Source organism: Pseudaquabacterium pictum, assembly GCF_005403045.1.
Lineage (GTDB): Bacteria > Pseudomonadota > Gammaproteobacteria > Burkholderiales > Burkholderiaceae_C > Pseudaquabacterium > Pseudaquabacterium pictum.
Window position 1 is genome coordinate 532,050 of record NZ_BJCL01000003.1, and the last position, 16,960, is coordinate 549,009.

At 68.8% G+C, this 16,960-nt stretch carries 15 protein-coding genes; 14 read left to right on the forward strand and 1 reads right to left on the reverse strand.

The genetic code is table 11. From position 1 onward, the window contains the following. Positions 1–20 precede the first annotated feature (20 nt). The 3 genes from pcaF (at position 21) to FFT10_RS09350 (ending at position 3,344) form a co-directional block, all read left to right on the forward strand. A complete protein-coding gene (gene pcaF / locus FFT10_RS09340) occupies positions 21–1,226 on the forward strand; it encodes a 3-oxoadipyl-CoA thiolase (RefSeq protein ID WP_137732518.1) in 1,206 nt (401 codons plus the stop codon). Further along, a complete protein-coding gene (gene pcaD, locus FFT10_RS09345; protein WP_137732519.1) occupies positions 1,226–2,068 on the forward strand; it encodes a 3-oxoadipate enol-lactonase in 843 nt (280 codons plus the stop codon). Before pcaF ends, pcaD begins: the two co-directional genes overlap by 1 nt. Before the next feature lie 73 nt (positions 2,069–2,141). Then, positions 2,142–3,344 (forward strand): benzoate/H(+) symporter BenE family transporter, encoded by a 1,203-nt coding sequence (locus tag FFT10_RS09350; RefSeq protein ID WP_137732520.1) that lies wholly within the window; start codon positions 2,142–2,144, stop codon positions 3,342–3,344. Here FFT10_RS09350 and FFT10_RS09355 read toward each other — a convergent pair. After that, positions 3,341–4,309, reverse strand: a complete 969-nt coding sequence (locus tag FFT10_RS09355; protein ID WP_137732521.1) for a LysR family transcriptional regulator — start codon at positions 4,307–4,309, stop codon at positions 3,341–3,343. The two genes, FFT10_RS09350 and FFT10_RS09355, sit on opposite strands and share 4 nt — an antisense overlap. Before the next feature lie 171 nt (positions 4,310–4,480). Between FFT10_RS09355 and FFT10_RS09360 the strand changes: the two genes are divergently transcribed. The 11 genes from FFT10_RS09360 (at position 4,481) to FFT10_RS09410 (ending at position 16,869) form a co-directional block, all read left to right on the forward strand. Further along, the gene (locus FFT10_RS09360) at positions 4,481–5,608 is read left to right on the forward strand and encodes a muconate/chloromuconate family cycloisomerase (protein WP_137732522.1); all 1,128 of its coding nucleotides are present in this window, start codon (positions 4,481–4,483) and stop codon (positions 5,606–5,608) included. A 38-nt stretch (positions 5,609–5,646) separates the two neighbouring features. Beyond that, positions 5,647–5,937: a muconolactone Delta-isomerase gene (gene catC, locus FFT10_RS09365; protein ID WP_137732523.1), complete on the forward strand. Its 291-nt coding sequence runs from the start codon at positions 5,647–5,649 to the stop codon at positions 5,935–5,937. A gap of 48 nt (positions 5,938–5,985) precedes the next feature. Next, a complete protein-coding gene (gene catA, locus FFT10_RS09370; RefSeq protein ID WP_137732524.1) occupies positions 5,986–6,900 on the forward strand; it encodes a catechol 1,2-dioxygenase in 915 nt (304 codons plus the stop codon). A 147-nt stretch (positions 6,901–7,047) separates the two neighbouring features. Beyond that, the gene (gene benA / locus FFT10_RS09375; RefSeq protein WP_137732525.1) at positions 7,048–8,460 is read left to right on the forward strand and encodes a benzoate 1,2-dioxygenase large subunit; all 1,413 of its coding nucleotides are present in this window, start codon (positions 7,048–7,050) and stop codon (positions 8,458–8,460) included. Between the two features lie 20 nt (positions 8,461–8,480). Beyond that, a complete protein-coding gene (gene benB / locus FFT10_RS09380; protein ID WP_228027021.1) occupies positions 8,481–8,966 on the forward strand; it encodes a benzoate 1,2-dioxygenase small subunit in 486 nt (161 codons plus the stop codon). Positions 8,967–9,025: 59 nt separating this feature from the next. After that, positions 9,026–10,036 carry a benzoate 1,2-dioxygenase electron transfer component BenC gene (gene benC / locus FFT10_RS09385; RefSeq protein ID WP_137732527.1) on the forward strand — a complete coding sequence of 337 codons (1,011 nt, stop codon included), beginning with the start codon at positions 9,026–9,028 and terminating at the stop codon, positions 10,034–10,036. 9 nt (positions 10,037–10,045) lie between these two features. Next, entirely contained in the window at positions 10,046–10,822 is a 777-nt protein-coding gene (locus FFT10_RS09390) for a 1,6-dihydroxycyclohexa-2,4-diene-1-carboxylate dehydrogenase (RefSeq protein WP_137732528.1), read from the forward strand. Between the two features lie 59 nt (positions 10,823–10,881). Further along, positions 10,882–12,264, forward strand: coding sequence for an MFS transporter (locus FFT10_RS09395; protein WP_137732529.1), 1,383 nt, complete (start codon positions 10,882–10,884; stop codon positions 12,262–12,264). A 20-nt stretch (positions 12,265–12,284) separates the two neighbouring features. Continuing rightward, the gene (locus FFT10_RS09400) at positions 12,285–13,649 is read left to right on the forward strand and encodes an amidohydrolase (protein ID WP_373282489.1); all 1,365 of its coding nucleotides are present in this window, start codon (positions 12,285–12,287) and stop codon (positions 13,647–13,649) included. A gap of 56 nt (positions 13,650–13,705) precedes the next feature. Beyond that, complete coding sequence (locus FFT10_RS09405) at positions 13,706–14,536, forward strand: 3-oxoadipate:acetyl-CoA acetyltransferase (protein ID WP_137732530.1); 831 nt, start codon at positions 13,706–13,708, stop codon at positions 14,534–14,536. Between the two features lie 20 nt (positions 14,537–14,556). Further along, positions 14,557–16,869 (forward strand): NADP-dependent malic enzyme, encoded by a 2,313-nt coding sequence (locus FFT10_RS09410; protein WP_137732531.1) that lies wholly within the window; start codon positions 14,557–14,559, stop codon positions 16,867–16,869. The last annotated feature ends 91 nt before the right edge of the window (positions 16,870–16,960 follow it).

A 16,960-nucleotide genomic window follows, 5' to 3' on the forward strand; every position in this document is an offset into this window, starting at 1 on the left:
ACCTATTTCCTGGAGACCCCATGACCCGACACGCTTTCATCTGCGATGCCCTGCGCACGCCCTTCGGCCGCTATGGCGGCAGCCTCTCGTCGGTGCGTACCGACGATCTCGGCGCCGTGCCGCTGCGTGCCTTGGACTCGCGCCATGCATCGCTCGACTGGGAGGCCGTCAGCGACGTGATTTACGGCTGCGCCAACCAGGCGGGGGAAGACAACCGCAACGTTGCCCGCATGGCGTTGCTGCTGGCCGGCCTGCCGCTGGGCCTGCCGGGCAGCACCGTCAACAGGCTGTGCGGATCGGGCATGGATGCCGTCGGCACGGCGGCCCGCGCGATCAAGGCCGGCGAAGCCGACTTGATGGTGGCCGGCGGTGTCGAGAGCATGAGCCGTGCGCCGTTCGTGATACCCAAGGCCGAATCGGCCTTCAGCCGCAGCAATGCGATCCATGACACCACCATCGGCTGGCGCTTCGTCAACAAGTTGATGAAGGAACAGTACGGCGTCGATGCGATGCCCGAAACGGCCGAGAACGTGGCGCAGCAGTTCGGCATCGAGCGCGCTGCCCAGGACCGCATGGCCCTGGCCAGCCAGATGAAGGCGGTGGCGGCACAGGAGGCGGGCTGGTTTGACGCGGAGATCACGCCGGTGACCGTGGCCCAGAAGAAGGGCGACGCGCTCGTGGTGTCGAAGGACGAACATCCGCGGCAGACCAGCATCGACGCATTGGCGAAGCTGAAGGGAGTGGTGCGCCCTGATGGCAGCGTGACCGCTGGCAATGCCTCCGGTGTCAACGACGGCGCCTGTGCGCTGCTGCTGGCGTCGGAACAGGGCGCCGCCCGCCAGGGCCTGACGCCGCGTGCCCGTGTGGTCGGCATGGCCACGGCCGGCGTGGCGCCGCGCATCATGGGCATCGGCCCGGTGCCGGCCACGCGCAAGGTGCTGGCACTCACCGGCCTGTCGCTGGCACAGATGGATGTGATCGAGCTGAATGAGGCCTTTGCTGCCCAGGGCCTGGCGGTGATGCGCGAGCTGGGCCTGCCCGACGACGATCCGCGTGTGAACCCGTGGGGCGGCGCCATCGCACTGGGCCATCCGCTGGGCGCCAGCGGTGCGCGGCTGGTGACCACTGCAGTGAACCAGTTGCACCGCAATGGCGGCCGCTACGCGCTGTGCACGATGTGCGTCGGCGTAGGGCAGGGCATCGCGATCGTGCTGGAGCGGGTGTGATGGCCGGCACCGCGCACCAATCTGCCGCGCACCCCCGGCTGACCTCCAGCGCGCCGCGCCTGCGCCACGATGTGCAGGGCCCGCTGGACGGCGGTGCAGCGCGCCTGACCTTGGTGCTGTCGCATGCCCTGGGCTGCGACATGACGATGTGGGATGACTTGGCCGCCCACCTGGCGCAGCATGCCCGTGTCGTGCGCTATGACCAGCGCGGCCACGGCGGCAGCGAAGCGCCGGTCGGCCCGTACACGATGGCGGACCTCGCCGACGACGCCGCACGGTTGATCGACGAGCTGGCGCTGGGCCCGGTGGTGTGGATCGGCCTGTCGATGGGCGGCATGATCGGTCAGGAACTGGCGCTGCGCCATCCGGGCAAGGTGCGCGCGCTGGTGCTGGCCAACACCACCTCGGGCTACCCGGCCGAGGCCCAGGCCGGCTGGGCGCAGCGCATTGCCGGCATCACGCAAGGCGGGCTGGAGAGCATTGTCGACGGTGCGCTGCAGCGCTGGTTCCATGCCGGCTTCCACGCCGAACAACCACAGAAGCTGGCGCACTGGCGCGCCCGGGTGCTGCGCTGTAGTGCCGCCGGCTACATCGCCTGCTGCCATGCGATCGCCAGCATCGACACCACCGCGCGCTTGCCAAGCATCACCTTGCCGACGCTGGTGATCGCCGGCGCGCTGGACCTGGGTACGCCGCCAGAGATGGCTCGCACCATCGCGCACGCCATCCCCGGCGCCCGCCTCGTGGTGTTGCCCGATGCGTCGCACCTGAGCGTGCTGGAGCAGCCGCAGGCCTTCCGCGACGCGCTGGACGACTGGTTGCGCAGCGCGCTGCCGGCTTGAGCTCGCGCTGGCTGCCCGCTGGCCACGCCCACTACGTGCAGGCGTTTCCACATCCCCACCTAGTGCAATCGCCATGCTCCGACGCGACTGGTCCGTCTCCGCCATCACCGCCGGCTTCCTGGCCGTGCTGATCTCGTATGCCGGTCCGTTGCTGATCTTCTTCCAGGCTGGTCGCGCCGCTGGTGCGGGGCCGGAACTGATGGCGTCATGGGTGTGGGCCATTTCGATGGGTGCAGCGGTCTCCGGCATCGTGCTGAGCTGGTGGCTGAAGGTGCCGGTGGTCACCGCCTGGTCGGCGCCCGGCACGGCGCTGCTGATCACCTTGTTCCCCGGGCTGTCGCTGGCCGAGGCCGTGGGGGCGTACATCACGGCTGCGGTGCTCATCTTGCTGGTGGGCCTGAGCGGCGGCTTCGACTGGCTGATGCGACGCATACCGCGAGGCATCTGCGCCGGCATGATGGCCGGCATCCTGTTCCAGTTCGGCGCCGGCGCCTTCAAGGCGGTGCAGGCGATGCCGCTGCCCACGCTGTGCATGGTGGCCGGCTGGCTGGTGGCGCGGCGCTTCTGGCCGCGCGACCACCTGCTGATCGTGCTGGCGCTGGGCCTGGCACTGGCCGCCGGCAGCGGAGGTGTCGACTGGAGCGTGTTGCAGCTGGAGTTCTCGCGCCCGGTCTTCACCGCACCCGCGTGGAGCTGGGCCTCGACGCTGAGCCTGGCGTTGCCGCTGGCGGTGGTCAGCCTGGCCGGCCAGTTCCTGCCCGGCATGGCCATCCTGCGCGGCGCGGGCTACACCACGCCGGCGCGGCCGGTGCTGGTGGCCACCGGCCTGGCGTCGCTGTGCACCGCGCCGTTCGGTGGCATCACCACCGTGCTGGCCGCGATCACGGCAGCACTCTGCACCGGTCGCGATGCGCACTCCGACCCGGCGCGCCGCTACGTGGCCGGCATCGCCAGCGGCTCCTTCTTCCTCTTGGGCGGTTGCCTGGCCGGCAGCATCATCGGTCTGTTCACCGTGCTGCCCGCACCCTTCGTTGCGGTGCTGGCGGGGCTCGCGCTGGTCGGTGCGATCACCGCCAACGTGCAAGCGGCGGTCAGCGACCCGGCCGACCGCGACGCGGCGATGGTCACCTTTCTCGTCACCGCCAGCGGCATGGGCCTGTGGGGCCTGGGGTCGGCGTTTTGGGGCGTGGTGATCGGTGGCGGCGCCCATGCGGTGCTGGGCTGGCGGCGACCGACCGCCGCAACGGCCGCAGCCGCCGACGCCGCGGCGCGTTAGAACGACAGGTCCGCGTTCGGACCGCCGCCCAGGCCCACCGACGCGGGTGTGCCGATGTCGGCCTGCTGCCGCGCCGCGGCATGCTCGGCGTAGATCCGGTCGATCAGCCCGCGCAGCAGCACGATGTCCTCGTTGCGGTCGTGCATCCGCGTGCTCATGATGATCGGCGACACAGCCTGCGGATCGCTCAGCGGGCGGTAGACCACCTCATCGGGCCGCAACCGGCTCACGCCGGTGGGCACCACGCACAGGCCCATGCCGGAGGCCACGAGGCCCAGCGCAGTTTGGATTTCCTGCACCTCGTGCACCGCTGCGGGCTGCAAGCCTTGGTCGCGGAACAGCGACAACACCTGGTCGGCATAGCTGGGCCTGGGCTTTCGCGGGTAAACCAGAATATCGTAGCTCTCTAGTGCCGCGATAATAATAGGTTTGCCTGAAATTGCCAGGCTATGCTCAATAGGTATCGCCACCACCAGGCGTTCCTCGCGCAGCACCTCGCGCTGGATGCTGGGATCGTCCAGCCGCACGCGGCCGAATCCCACGTCGATGCGGCCCGCCTTCAGGGCCTCGGTCTGGTCCAGCGTCGACATCTCTTCCAGCGCGATCTCCACCTGCGGCAACTCGGCGCGGAACAACCGCACCAGGCGCGGCAGCGCGCCGTACATCGTCGACGCGACGAAGCCGATCACCAGCCGTCGCTCCATGCGGGCCACCCTGCGCGTGGCCCGGGCCGCCTGGGCGGCCTGTTCCAGCAAGCGCGTGGCGTGGCTGTAAAAAAAGCGCCCGGGCTCGGTCAGCTTCAGCGGGCGTGAGCCGCGTTCGAACAGCGGCGTCCCCAGTTCCTCTTCCAGATCCTGGATCTGCCGGCTCAGCGGCGGCTGCGAGATGTGCAGCCGCTCGGCCGCGCGGGTGAAGCTCTGCTCATCAGCCACGGCGACGAAGTAGCGCAGGTGTCGCAATTCCATTGCATACCTTCAAAGTATCGAATCAGTCTAAAAGCGTCTTGGACGTGGCGCCAGCGAGTTTCTACGATTCGCTCCATTCCAGACCTCCGGAATCCCCGGCTCCCGGTCTTTCCGAACCCCCCGGCCCAACGGTCGACCACCCGAGCAGTCCAGCCTGCAAACCCTGCGCCCATGACCTCCAAACTGGAAATCCTCTCGGTCGAGACCATCCTGGTCGACGTGCCCACCATCCGGCCGCACAAGCTGTCTGTCGCCACGATGAACCACCAGACGCTGGTGCTGGTGCGCATTGCCACCAGCGACGGCATCGTCGGCTGGGGCGAAGGCACCACCATCGGTGGCCTGGCCTATGGCGAGGAAAGCCCCGAGAGCATCAAGACCAACCTCGACACCTATGTCGCGCCACTGCTGAAGGGCCAGGACCCACGCGGCGTGGCCCGCCTGATGGCCACGGTGAGCGGCCGCATCCAGGGCAACCGGTTTGCCAAGTGCGCGCTGGAGACGGCGCTGTACGACAACCAGGCCCGGCGCCTGGGCGTGCCGTTGAGCGAACTCTTCGGCGGCCGGGTGCGCGACAGCATCCCGGTGGCCTGGACCCTGGCCAGCGGCGACACCCAGCGCGACATCGCCGAAGCCCAGCGCGTGCTGGAACTGCGCCGCCACAACATCTTCAAGCTGAAGATCGGCCTGCGCTCAGTGAAGGACGACGTGGCCCATGTGGCCGCGATCAAGCGCGCCCTGGGCGATGTGGCCAGCGTGCGCATCGACGCCAACCAGGCCTGGTCGGTGACCCAGGCGCTGGACGGCATGCGCCAGCTGGCCGATGCCGGCATCGATATGGTCGAGCAGCCCATCGTCGCCCGCGACAAGCTGGGACTGCAGCGCCTGACCCAGGCCAACATCATCCCGGTGATGGCCGACGAGGCGCTGCACGGCGCGCGCGATGCCTTCGAGGTGGCCAGCCTGGGCGCGGCCGACATCTTCGCGGTCAAGATCAACCAGTCGGGCGGGCTGCGCGGCGCGGCGCAGGTGGCGGGTATCGCCCAGGCCGCCAACATTGCGCTGTACGGCGGCACGATGCTCGAGGGCGCGGTGGGCACGATGGCCTCGGCCCAGCTGTTTGCCACCTTCCACGACCTGGCCTGGGGCACCGAGCTGTTTGGGCCGCTGCTGCTGACCGAGGAGATCCTCCGCGAGCCGCTGTTCTACCGCGACTACTCGCTGCAGATACCGGTCAAGCCGGGCCTCGGCATCGACATCGACGAAGAGAAGGTCGCGCGCCTGCGCCGCGACCGCTGAGCCTGCGCCCCCTTCCCACACCCACAGAGGAGACACCCATGCTGTTCCAGGTCCAGATGGACGTGCGCCTGCCGCACGACATGCCCGCCGAGCGCGCCGACGCGCTGAAGAAGACCGAGCGCGAGCGCGCCCAGGACCTGCAGCGCGCCGGCACCTGGCGCCACCTGTGGCGCGTGGCCGGCCGCTACGCCAATGTCAGTGTCTTCGACGTGGCCAGCGTCGACGAACTGCACCAGATCCTGTCGACGCTGCCGCTGTTCCCGTACATGCAGATCGCCGTGACGGCGCTGTGCCGCCATCCTTCGTCGATCCACGACGACGACCGCTGATTGCCCACTTACCCCTTTCTTCACCCACATCCTACCGAGGAGACAACCATGGATACCAAGACCATCGACCAGCTGCTGGACCGTTTCGAGACCACCGGCGTGGTCGGCGAGGGCAACCCCCGCATCAAGGCCATCACCCGCCGCCTGGTGCGCGACCTGATGATCGCCATCGAAGACCTGGACATCACGTCCGAAGAGTTCTGGTCCGGCCTGAACTACTTTGCCGAAGCCGGCCGCAACGGCGAGTTGGGCCTGATCGCCCCGGGCATCGGCCTGGAACACTTCCTGGACCTGCGCCTGGACGAGGCCGAAACCAAGGCCGGCCTGCAGGGCGGCACGCCGCGCACCATCGAAGGCCCGCTGTACGTGGCCGGCGCGCCGGTTGCACAGGGTGAAGCCCGCCTCGACGACGGCCAGACCGCCGGCGAGGTGGTGGTGATGCAGGGCGTGGTGCGCGGCACGGATGGCAAGCCGGTGGCCGGGGCACAGGTCGAGGTCTGGCACGCCAACGACAAGGGCGGCTACTCGTACTTCGACACGACCCAGAGCGCCTTCAACCTGCGCCGCACCATCGTCGCCGACGCCCAGGGCCGTTACAAGTTCCGCAGCGTGATGCCGGTGGGCTACAGCTGCCCCCCGGGCGGCGCCACCGAGCGCCTGCTGCAGCAACTGGGTCGCCATGGCCACCGCCCGGCGCACATCCACTTCTTCGTCAGCGCCCCGGGCCACCGCAAGCTGACCACGCAGATCAACATCGAGAACGATCCGCACCTGTGGGACGACTTCGCTTTCGGCACGCGTGACGGCCTGGTGCCGCCGGTGCACACCAATGCCGACCGCGCGGCGATGAACGACCTGGGCGTGGACAAGCCGTTCTACGAGATCAGGTTCGACTTCACGCTGCACGCCGAGAAGGCCAGCGCACCGGCGACCGACTTCGCCCGCCCGCGCGCCGCCGCCTGACCGACACCCGGGGCGCATGCCCCGGCACCCGTGCCGCCCCGCGCGGCGCCCACACCCCCCAAGAGCCTCCCCGTCCGGGCGCCTGCGCGCCCGGGCCGGGCGAAGCCTTGCCCCAACGTGGCCCGCGTGGCGGGCATGGAGACACGCATGAGCACTTCCGCATCCCTCGATGCCGTCAAGAATCGGCTGGCTGGCATGCTGGTGGAGGACGCCGACCGGCACGTCTACCGCCTGCACCGCAGCGCCTTCACCGACGAAGCCCTGTTCGACCTGGAGATGAAGCACATCTTCGAGGGCAACTGGATCTACCTGGCCCACGAGAGCCAGATCCCCAACCCCAACGACTACTTCACCACCCAGATCGGCCGCCAGCCGATCGTGATCACCCGCAACAAGGCGGGCGAGCTGAACGCGATCATCAACGCCTGCTCGCACCGCGGCGCCACGCTGTGCCGCCACAAGAAGGGCAATAAGACCAGCTTCACTTGCACCTTCCACGGCTGGACCTTCAACAACAGCGGCAAGCTGCTGAAGGTGAAGGACGCCAACGGCGCCGGCTACCCCGACAACTTCAACAAGGACGGCAGCCACGACCTGAAGAAGGTCGCCCGCTTTGAGAGCTACCGCGGCTTCCTGTTCGGCAGTCTCAACCCCGACGTGCCGCCGCTGACTGAGTTCCTCGGCGAGTCGACCAAGATCATCGACATGATCGTCGACCAGTCGCCCGAGGGCCTGGAGGTGCTGCGCGGCTCGTCGACCTACACCTTCGACGGCAACTGGAAACTGCAGGCCGAGAACGGCGCCGACGGCTACCACGTCAGCTCGGTGCACTGGAACTACGCGGCTACGACCAACCAGCGCAAGCAGGCCGCGGCTGGTGACACCATCAAAGCGATGGACGCCGGCAGCTGGGCCAAGAACGGCGGCGGCTTCTACTCGTTCGAGCACGGCCACATGCTGCTCTGGACCAAGTGGGCCAACCCCGAAGACCGGCCCGCCTACCCGATCCGCGACCAGCTGGCCGCGCAGTTCGGTCAGGCCCGGGCCGACTGGATGATCGGCCACTCGCGCAACCTGTGCCTGTACCCGAACGTCTACCTGATGGACCAGTTCAGCTCGCAGATCCGCGTGCTGCGGCCGATCAGCGTGAACAAGACCGAGGTCACGATCTACTGCATCGCGCCCAAGGGCGAGACGCCCGAGGCGCGCGCCCGCCGCATCCGCCAGTACGAGGACTTCTTCAACGCCACCGGCATGGCCACGCCCGACGACCTGGAGGAGTTCCGCGCCTGCCAGCAGGGCTACGCCGGCATTGCGCTGCCCTGGAACGACATGTGCCGCGGTGCCACGCAGTGGGTGCAGGGCCCCGATGCCGCCGCCAAGGAAATCGGCCTGAACCCGAAGCTGTCGGGCGTGAAGACCGAGGACGAAGGCCTCTACACCGTGCAGCACGGCTATTGGCTGGAGACGATGCAGCGCGCCGTCGCCGCCGAGGAAGCCCGCGAAGCGGTCGGCGTCGAGCACCCGGTGTGCGGCCACCAGCACGCATGCGACCACTGACCGCACCGAAGGAGCGCACCATGATGACCATCGAACAAGTGCAGGCCTTCCTGTACCGCGAAGCCCGGCTGCTGGACGACCGCCAGTGGGACGACTGGCTGGCCCTGTACCACCCGGCGGTGGATTTCTGGATGCCGTCGTGGGACGACGACGACCAGCTCACCACCGACCCGCAGCGTGAGATCTCGCTGATCTACTACGCCAACAAGGGCGGGCTGGAAGACCGGGTCTTCCGCATCAAGACCGAGCGTTCGGCAGCCTCCATGCCCGAGCCGCGCACCGGCCACAACATCCACAACGTCGAGATCGTGTCGCAGCACGGCGAGCAGATCGCGCTGCGCTTCAACTGGCACACCTTGAGCTACCGCTACCAGACGGTGGACAGCTACTTCGGCACCAGCCACTACACGCTGGACCTGAGCAGCGGTGCGCCGCTCATCCGGCGCAAGCACGTGGTGCTGAAGAACGACTACATCCACCACGTCCTGGACGTGTACCACATCTAACCCCGGTTGAACGCGGCCCTGCACAGCGGGGCCGCGCTGCCGCATGGAGGAGACACCCCGTGACCCACCAGATTGCCTTCCGCTTCGAAGACGGCGTCACCCGCTTCATCACCGCCAACGCCGGCGAGACCGTGGCGGATGCCGCCTACCGCCAGGGCGTCAACATCCCGCTGGACTGCCGCGACGGCGCCTGCGGCACCTGCAAGTGCCGCGCCGAATCGGGCCGCTTCGAGATGGGCGAGTACATCGAGGACGCGCTGAGCGAAGATGAAGCCGCGCAGGGCTTCGTGCTGACCTGCCAGATGCGCGCCCAGAGCGATTGCGTGGTGGCCGTGCCCGCTTCATCGGCGGTGTGCCGCACGCCGCAGGCGGCGGTGCAAGCCAACGTGCAGTCGGTGCGCCAGCTGTCGCCCAGCACCATCGCGCTGACGCTGCAGGCCCCTGCGCTGGACAAGCTCGCCTTCCTGCCCGGCCAGTACGTCAACCTGCAGTTGCCCGGCAGCACCGAGACGCGCGCCTACTCGTTCAGCTCGTTGGTGAACGACGGCATGGTGTCGTTCCTGATCCGCAATGTGCCGGGCGGCCGCATGAGCGGCTGGCTGACAGGCACCGCCCAGCCCGGCGATGCGATGACGCTGACCGGCCCGCTGGGCACCTTCTACCTGCGTGACATCCAGCGCCCGCTGCTGCTGCTGGCCGGCGGCACCGGCCTGGCGCCGTTCACCGCCATGCTGGAGAAGATCGCCCGGGACGGCGGCAGCCCGCACCCGATCCACCTGGTCTACGGCGTCACGCTCGATGCCGACCTGGTCGACATGGACAAGCTGGCTGACTTTGCCCGCCGCATCCCGAACTTCAGTTTCGCCGCCTGCGTGGCCAGCCCGGACAGCGCCTACCCAAACAAGGGCTATGTCACCCAGCACATCACGCCGGCGCACCTGAACGACGGTGACGTCGACATCTACCTGTGCGGCCCGCCGCCGATGGTCGAGGCCGTGAGCCAGTTCATCCGCGGCTGCGGTGTCAAACCGGCGAACTTCCACCACGAGAAGTTCGCTGCCAGCGCCTGAGGAGCCAACATGACCGCACGATTCAACAACAAGGTGGCCGTGGTCACCGGCGCGGCGCAGGGCATCGGCCGGCGCGTCGTCGAGCGCATGCTGGCCGAGGGCGGCCGCGTGGCCGCGGTGGACCGCGCCGAGATCGTCCATGAACTGACCACGCTGCCCGGCGCCGCCGAGCGCCTGCTGACGCTGGCCGCCGACCTCGAGCGCAACGCCGATGCTGAGCGTGTGATGGCGGCCACGGCCGAACGCTTCGGCCGGCTCGACATCCTGGTCAACAACGTCGGCGGCACGATCTGGGCCAAGCCCTTCGAGCACTACCGTGAACACGAGATCGAGGCCGAGGTACGGCGCTCGCTGTTCCCCACGCTGTGGTGCTGCCATGCGGCGCTGCCCTACATGCTCCAACAGGGCGGTGGTGCGATCGTCAACGTCTCGTCGATCGCCACCCGCGGCGTCAACCGCGTGCCCTATGGCGCGGCCAAGGGCGGCGTCAATGCGCTGACCGCCTGCCTCGCCTTCGAGAACGCCGAGCGTGGCATCCGCGTCAACGCCACCGCCCCTGGCGGCACCGAGGCGCCGCCACGGCGCATCCCGCGCAACACCGAGCAGCCCACTTCGCAGGAGAAAGCCTGGTATCAGCAGATCGTCGACCAGACGGTGCAGTCCAGCCTGATGAAGCGCTACGGAACGATCGACGAGCAGGCCGGCGCGATCCTGTTCCTCGCCTCGGACGAGGCCAGCTATATCACCGGCGTCACCTTGCCGGTGGGCGGCGGCGACCTGGGTTGACCCCGCGCCAGCCCAGCCGCATCCAGACCACACAACACACAGTTCCCGGAGAGAGACCCATGCGACAGATCGACCTTCACAAGGTGGCCGACGAGGCCCCCTTCACCCGCTACCACGGCCTCGTGCTGTTCTGGTGCGCCCTGATCATCATCTTCGACGGCTATGACCTGGCGGTGGCCGGTATCGCCCTGCCGTCTATCATGAAGCAGATGGGCGTGGACCCGACCCAGGCCGGCTTCATGGTCAGCTCAGCCCTGTTCGGCATGATGTTCGGTGCCATCTTCCTCGGCACCATCGCCGACCGCATCGGCCGCCGTTGGGCGATCGCGATCTGCATCGCGCTGTTCAGCATCTTCACGGCCGCAGCGGGCCTCACCAACGATCCGGTGTGGTTCAGCGTCACCCGCTTCCTGGCCGGCCTGGGCATCGGCGGCGTCATGCCCAACGTCGTGGCGCAGATGACCGAGTATTCGCCGCGCCGCCTGCGCGCCACCCTCGTCACGCTGATGTTCAGCGGCTACGCGGTGGGTGGCATGCTGGCTGCCGTGCTGGGCAAGGGCCTGATCGAGAGCCACGGCTGGCAGTCGGTCTTCCTGGCTGCGGCGCTGCCGGTGCTGCTGATCCCGTTCATCCTGAAGTCGCTGCCCGAGTCCATGCCCTTCCTGCTGAAGCGTGGCCGCCATGACGAGCTGAAGGCCATCCTCGGCAAGCTGGACCCGCGTCTGCAGCCCACCGCCGCCGACCGCTTCGTGCTGCCACCGGTCGAGCAGGCCGCCAGCGCACCCGTGCGCCACCTGTTCCAAGACGGCCGCGGCTTCAGCACCGTGATGTTCTGGGTCGCGTTCTTCATGTGCCTGTTCATGGTCTACGCGCTCAGCTCGTGGCTGACCAAGCTGATGGCCGGCGCCGGCTACACGCTGGGCTCGGCACTCACCTTCGTGCTGACGCTGAATTTCGGCGGCATGCTGGGCGCTATCGGCGGCGGCTGGCTGGCCGACCGCTTCAACATCAAGTGGGTGCTGTTCTCGATGTACCTGCTGGCGGCGGTGTCGATCACGCTGCTGGGCGTGCCAATGCCCACCGACGCGCTGTTCGTGGTCGTCGGCCTGGCGGGTGCATCGACCATTGGCACGCAGATCGTCACCTATGCCTACGCCGGCCAGTTCTACCCGATGGCAATCCGCTCCACAGGCATTGGCTTTGCCTCCGGCGTGGGCCGCAGCGGCGCGATCCTGGCGCCGATCGTGATCGGCATGCTGGTGGCGATGGCCCTGCCGCTGCAGCTGAACTTCGTCGCCATCGCCATCCCTGCCGCGCTCGCTGCGCTGGCGGTGGCGATGATCCAGCACGACCGCTCGGCGACGGTGCAGGCCACGGCCGTGCGCAACGCCGATGCGGCCGGCGTCGCGCCGCTCGCCGCTGCCGGCGGCGGGGCGGATTGAGAGTCTGGCAGGTCCGCACCATGATTGCCCTTCGCACCTTGCGCATGCTGTTCCGTCCCAGCGGCCGACTGGCCCGCGCGCTGGCCCCGACCTTGATGACGCTGCAGGCCGCCTGGGTTCCGGCCGGCGCCGCGCAGGCCCAGCCTCATGCCCTGGCGCCGGCCATCGATGCTCAGGTGGCACGCCACTACCCCGGGCTGGAGCAGCTGTACCAGGACCTGCATGCCCATCCCGAACTGGGCTTCCAGGAGGTGCAGACCGCCGCGAAGCTGGCCGCCGCCATGCGCGCCGCTGGTTTCACCGTGACCGAGCAGGTCGGCCGCACCGGCCTCGTGGCCCTGCTGCGCAACGGCCCCGGGCCGACCATCCTGGTGCGCACCGACATGGATGCCCTGCCGATGGAGGAGAAGACCGGGCTGCCCTACGCCAGCCACGTGCAGGTGGACCACCTGGGCCGCCAGACCTTCGTCGCGCACAGCTGTGGGCATGACCTGCACATGGCCGGCTGGGTCGGCACCGCGCTGACGCTGGCGGCCCTGAAGGACCGTTGGCAGGGCACGCTGATGTTCATCGCCCAGCCTGCCGAGGAACTGCTGGGGGGTGCCAAGGCGATGCTGGCCGACGGCCTGTTCCAGCGCTTCGGCAAGCCGGACTTCGCCTTTGCACTGCACACCTGGCCGATGGCACATGGCGAGATCGGCTTCAACGTCGGCGCGGTGACGTCGAACGCCGACGCCTTCGAACTGACTTTCAACGGTCGCGGCGCCCACGGATCGGCACCCGACAAGTCGATCGACCCGCTGCTGATGGCGTCACGCTTCGTCGTCGACGTGCAGGGCGTGGTCAGCCGCGAGAAGGACCCGTTCCAGTTCGGCGTGCTCAGCGTCGGCGCGATCCAGGGCGGCACCAGCGGCAATATCATTCCTGACAGCGCGTTGCTGCGCGGCACGCTACGCAGCTACGACCCAGCGGTGCGCACCAAGCTGCGTGACGGCCTGCGGCGCACCGCGCTGGCCACCGCCACGATGGCCGGCGCGCCCGAGCCGAAGCTCACCATCACGCCTGGCGGTGACGCCACGGTCAACGACGCGCGGCTGGTCGAGCGGGCCGAGACGGTGCTGAAGGCCGCCTTCGGCGCCCAGGTCAAGCGCATGCCGCCGATCACGCCCAGCGAGGACTTCGCCGAGTTTGGCAGCGCCGGCGTGCCTTCGATGTTCTTCCTGGTCGGTGTGCTCGACCCGAAAGATGTCGAGGCGGCGCGCCAGCCGGGCGGCAAGCCGGTGCCGGGCAACCACTCGCCCTTCTTCGCGCCGGTGCCCGAGCCCTCGATCAAGACCGCGGTGAAGGCGATGAGCCTGGCCGTGCTGAGCGCGCTGCAGCGCTGAACCCCGCCTACGGTGCCGCGCCCGCGCGGAGCGGCAGCCCACGAAAGACCACCACCATGACCCAACCCTGCATCATCACCGTCGCCATCACCGGCTCGCTGCCGCAGAAGCGCGACAACCCGGCCGTGCCGATCACCGTTGCCGAGCAGATCGAATCCACGCACGAGGCCTTCGAGGCCGGCGCGACGCTGGTGCACCTGCATGTGCGCAATGACGACGGCACCGCCACCTCGTCGCCCGAGCGCTTTGCCCAGGTGTTCGACGGCATCCGCAAGCACTGCCCGGGCATGATCGTGCAGTTCTCGACCGGCGGCCGTTCCGGCGCCGGCCGCGAACGCGGCGCGCACCTGCTGTTGAAGCCAGACATGGGCTCGCTGGCCACCGGCTCGGTCAACTTCCCGACCCGCGTCTACGACAACAGCCCCGACCTGGTCGAGTGGCTGGCCACCGAGATGCGTGAACACGGCATCAAGCCCGAGGTCGAGGCCTTCGACCTGTCGATGATCTTCCAGGCCGCCAGCCTGCAGCAGCGGGGTTTCATTCGCGGTCCGCTGCATGTGCAGTTCGTGATGGGCATCCGCAACGCGATGCCGGTTGACCGCGAGGTGCTGGAGTTCTACGTGCGCACGCTCCAGCGCCTGGCCCCCGACGCCACCTGGACCGGCGCCGGCATCGGCCGGGACCAGCTGACGCTGGCGCGCTGGTCGCTGGAACTGGGCGGCCACTGCCGAACCGGCATGGAGGACAACGTGCGCCTGGATCGCGACACGCTGGCACCGTCGAACGCCGCGCTGGTGCGCCAGGTGGCGCAGCTTTGCGCCGAGCATGGCCGCCCGGTCGCCACCGCCGCGCAGGCGCGGCGACTGCTCGGCCTGGCCGCAGCCTGATCGACGGAGCCACCAGACACATGCCCCAATCCCTCTCTGCTGCCGAACAAGCCCTGCGCGATGCCGCGCGTGAATACCACCGTGGCCCCACGCGCGGCAAGGTGTCGGTCACGCCGACCAAGCCACTGTCCAACCAGCGCGACCTGAGCCTGGCCTATTCACCCGGCGTGGCCTACCCCTGCCTGGACATCGCCGCCGACCCCAGCCTGGCGGCCGAGTACACCAGCCGCAGCAACCTGGTGGGCGTGATCACCAACGGCACGGCCGTGCTGGGCCTGGGCGACATCGGCCCCCTGGCCGCCAAGCCCGTGATGGAGGGCAAGGGCTGTTTGTTCAAGAAGTTCGCCGGCATCGACGTCTTCGACATCGAACTGGCCGAGCGCGACCCCGACAAGCTGGTGGACATCATCGCCGCGCTGGAGCCCACGCTGGGCGGCATCAACCTCGAAGACATCAAGGCGCCCGAGTGCTTCCTGATCGAGCGCAAGCTGCGTGAGCGGCTGAAGATCCCCGTCTTCCACGACGACCAGCACGGCACGGCCATCATCTCGTCGGCCGCGCTGATCAATGCGCTGGAACTGGTGGGCAAGCCCATCGGCGCAGTGAAGATGGTGGTCTCGGGCGCGGGCGCGGCTGCCATCGCCTGCCTGGACCTGATGGTGGGCCTGGGCGTGAAGCCGGCCAACATCTTCGTCGTCGACAGCAAGGGCGTCATCCGCGAGGGCCGCGGCGACAAGCTCGACGAGAGCAAGCAGCGGTACTGTCAGAAGACCGACCAGAAGACCCTGGCCGAGGTGGTGCGCGGGGCCGATGTGTTCCTGGGCTGCAGCGCCGCGGGCGTGTTGACGGGCGAGATGGTGGCCACCATGGCCAGCCAGCCCATCATCCTGGCGCTGGCCAACCCCGAGCCCGAGATCCGGCCCGAGCTGGCCAAGGCCGCCCGGCCCGACTGCATCATGGCCACCGGCCGCAGCGACTACCCGAACCAGGTCAACAACGTCCTGTGCTTCCCGTACATCTTCCGCGGCGCGCTCGACTGTGGCGCCACCACCATCAACGAGGCGATGAAGCTGGCCTGCGTGCGCGAGATCGCCGCGCTGGCCAAGGCCGAGACCAGCGACGAAGTGGCCGCCGCCTATGCCGGGCAAGAGCTGCGCTTCGGCCCCGACTACATCATCCCCAAGCCCTTCGACGTGCGGCTGATCCTGCGCATCGCCCCCGCGGTGGCCCAGGCCGCTGCCGAGAGCGGCGTGGCCACCCGGCCCATCGCCGACCTGGACGCCTACCGCCAGCAGCTCACCCGCTTCGTCTACCAGACCGGCATGGTGATGCGGCCGGTGTTTGCCGCCGCCAAGTCGGCCAACGCCACCCATGCCGCCCGCGTGGTGTATGCCGAAGGCGAAGACGAACGTGTGCTGCGTGCGGTGCAGGTGGTGCTGGACGAAGGCCTGGCCCAGCCCATCCTGGTGGGCCGGCCGGCGGTGATCGACATGCGCATCGCCCGCGCCGGTCTGCGCCTGCAGCGCGGCGTGCACTTCGAAGTGTGCGACCCCGAGAACGATCCGCGCTTCCGCGCCTACTGGGAGGCGTACCACGCGCTGATGGGGCGCGACGGCGTGTCGCCCGAGGCGGCCAAAGCGGCGGTGCGGCGCAGCAACACATTGATTGCCTGCCTGATGCTCAAGCGCGGCGAGGCCGATGCCATGCTGTGCGGCCTGGTGGGCCGCTACGACCAGCACCTGGACCATGTGCGCGCCGTCATCGGCCAGCGGCCCGACGCCCGCACCATGGCCGCGATGAACGCGGTGATGCTGCCCGAGCACACGCTGTTCATCACCGACACCTTCGTCAACGAGGCGCCCAGTGCCGAGGAACTGGCCGACATCGGCCTGATGGCTGCACACGAGGTGCAGCGCTTCGGCATGCCGGCCAAGGTGGCATTCCTGTCGCATTCGATGTACGGCAGCTCGCAACGTGAGTCGGCCCGGCGCATGCGCGCGGCCCGCAACCTGTTCGTGCAGCGCGCGCCCGACATCATGTGCGACGGTGAGCTGCAGGGCGACGCGGCGCTGTCGGAGGTGATCCGCGCCGGCGCGCTGGCCGACAGCAGCCTCAGCGGTGCGGCCAATCTGCTGGTCTGCCCCAACCTGGACGCAGCCAACATCCTGTTCAACGTGCTCAAGGTCACCGCCAGCCAGGGCGTGACCATCGGCCCCATCCTGCTGGGGGCCGCCGCGCCGGTGCACATCCTCACGCCGTCGGCCACCATGCGGCGGGTGGTCAACATGACGGCGCTGGCGGTGGCCGACGCCGCGGACCGCGAGCGGCGGTGACGCTCGGGTTGCCTTGCAACGACCTGATGCCTCGTCCCGAGCCACCTGCGTGGCGGGACGCTTGCCACCGCGCACAGCCTCATCCGGTCGA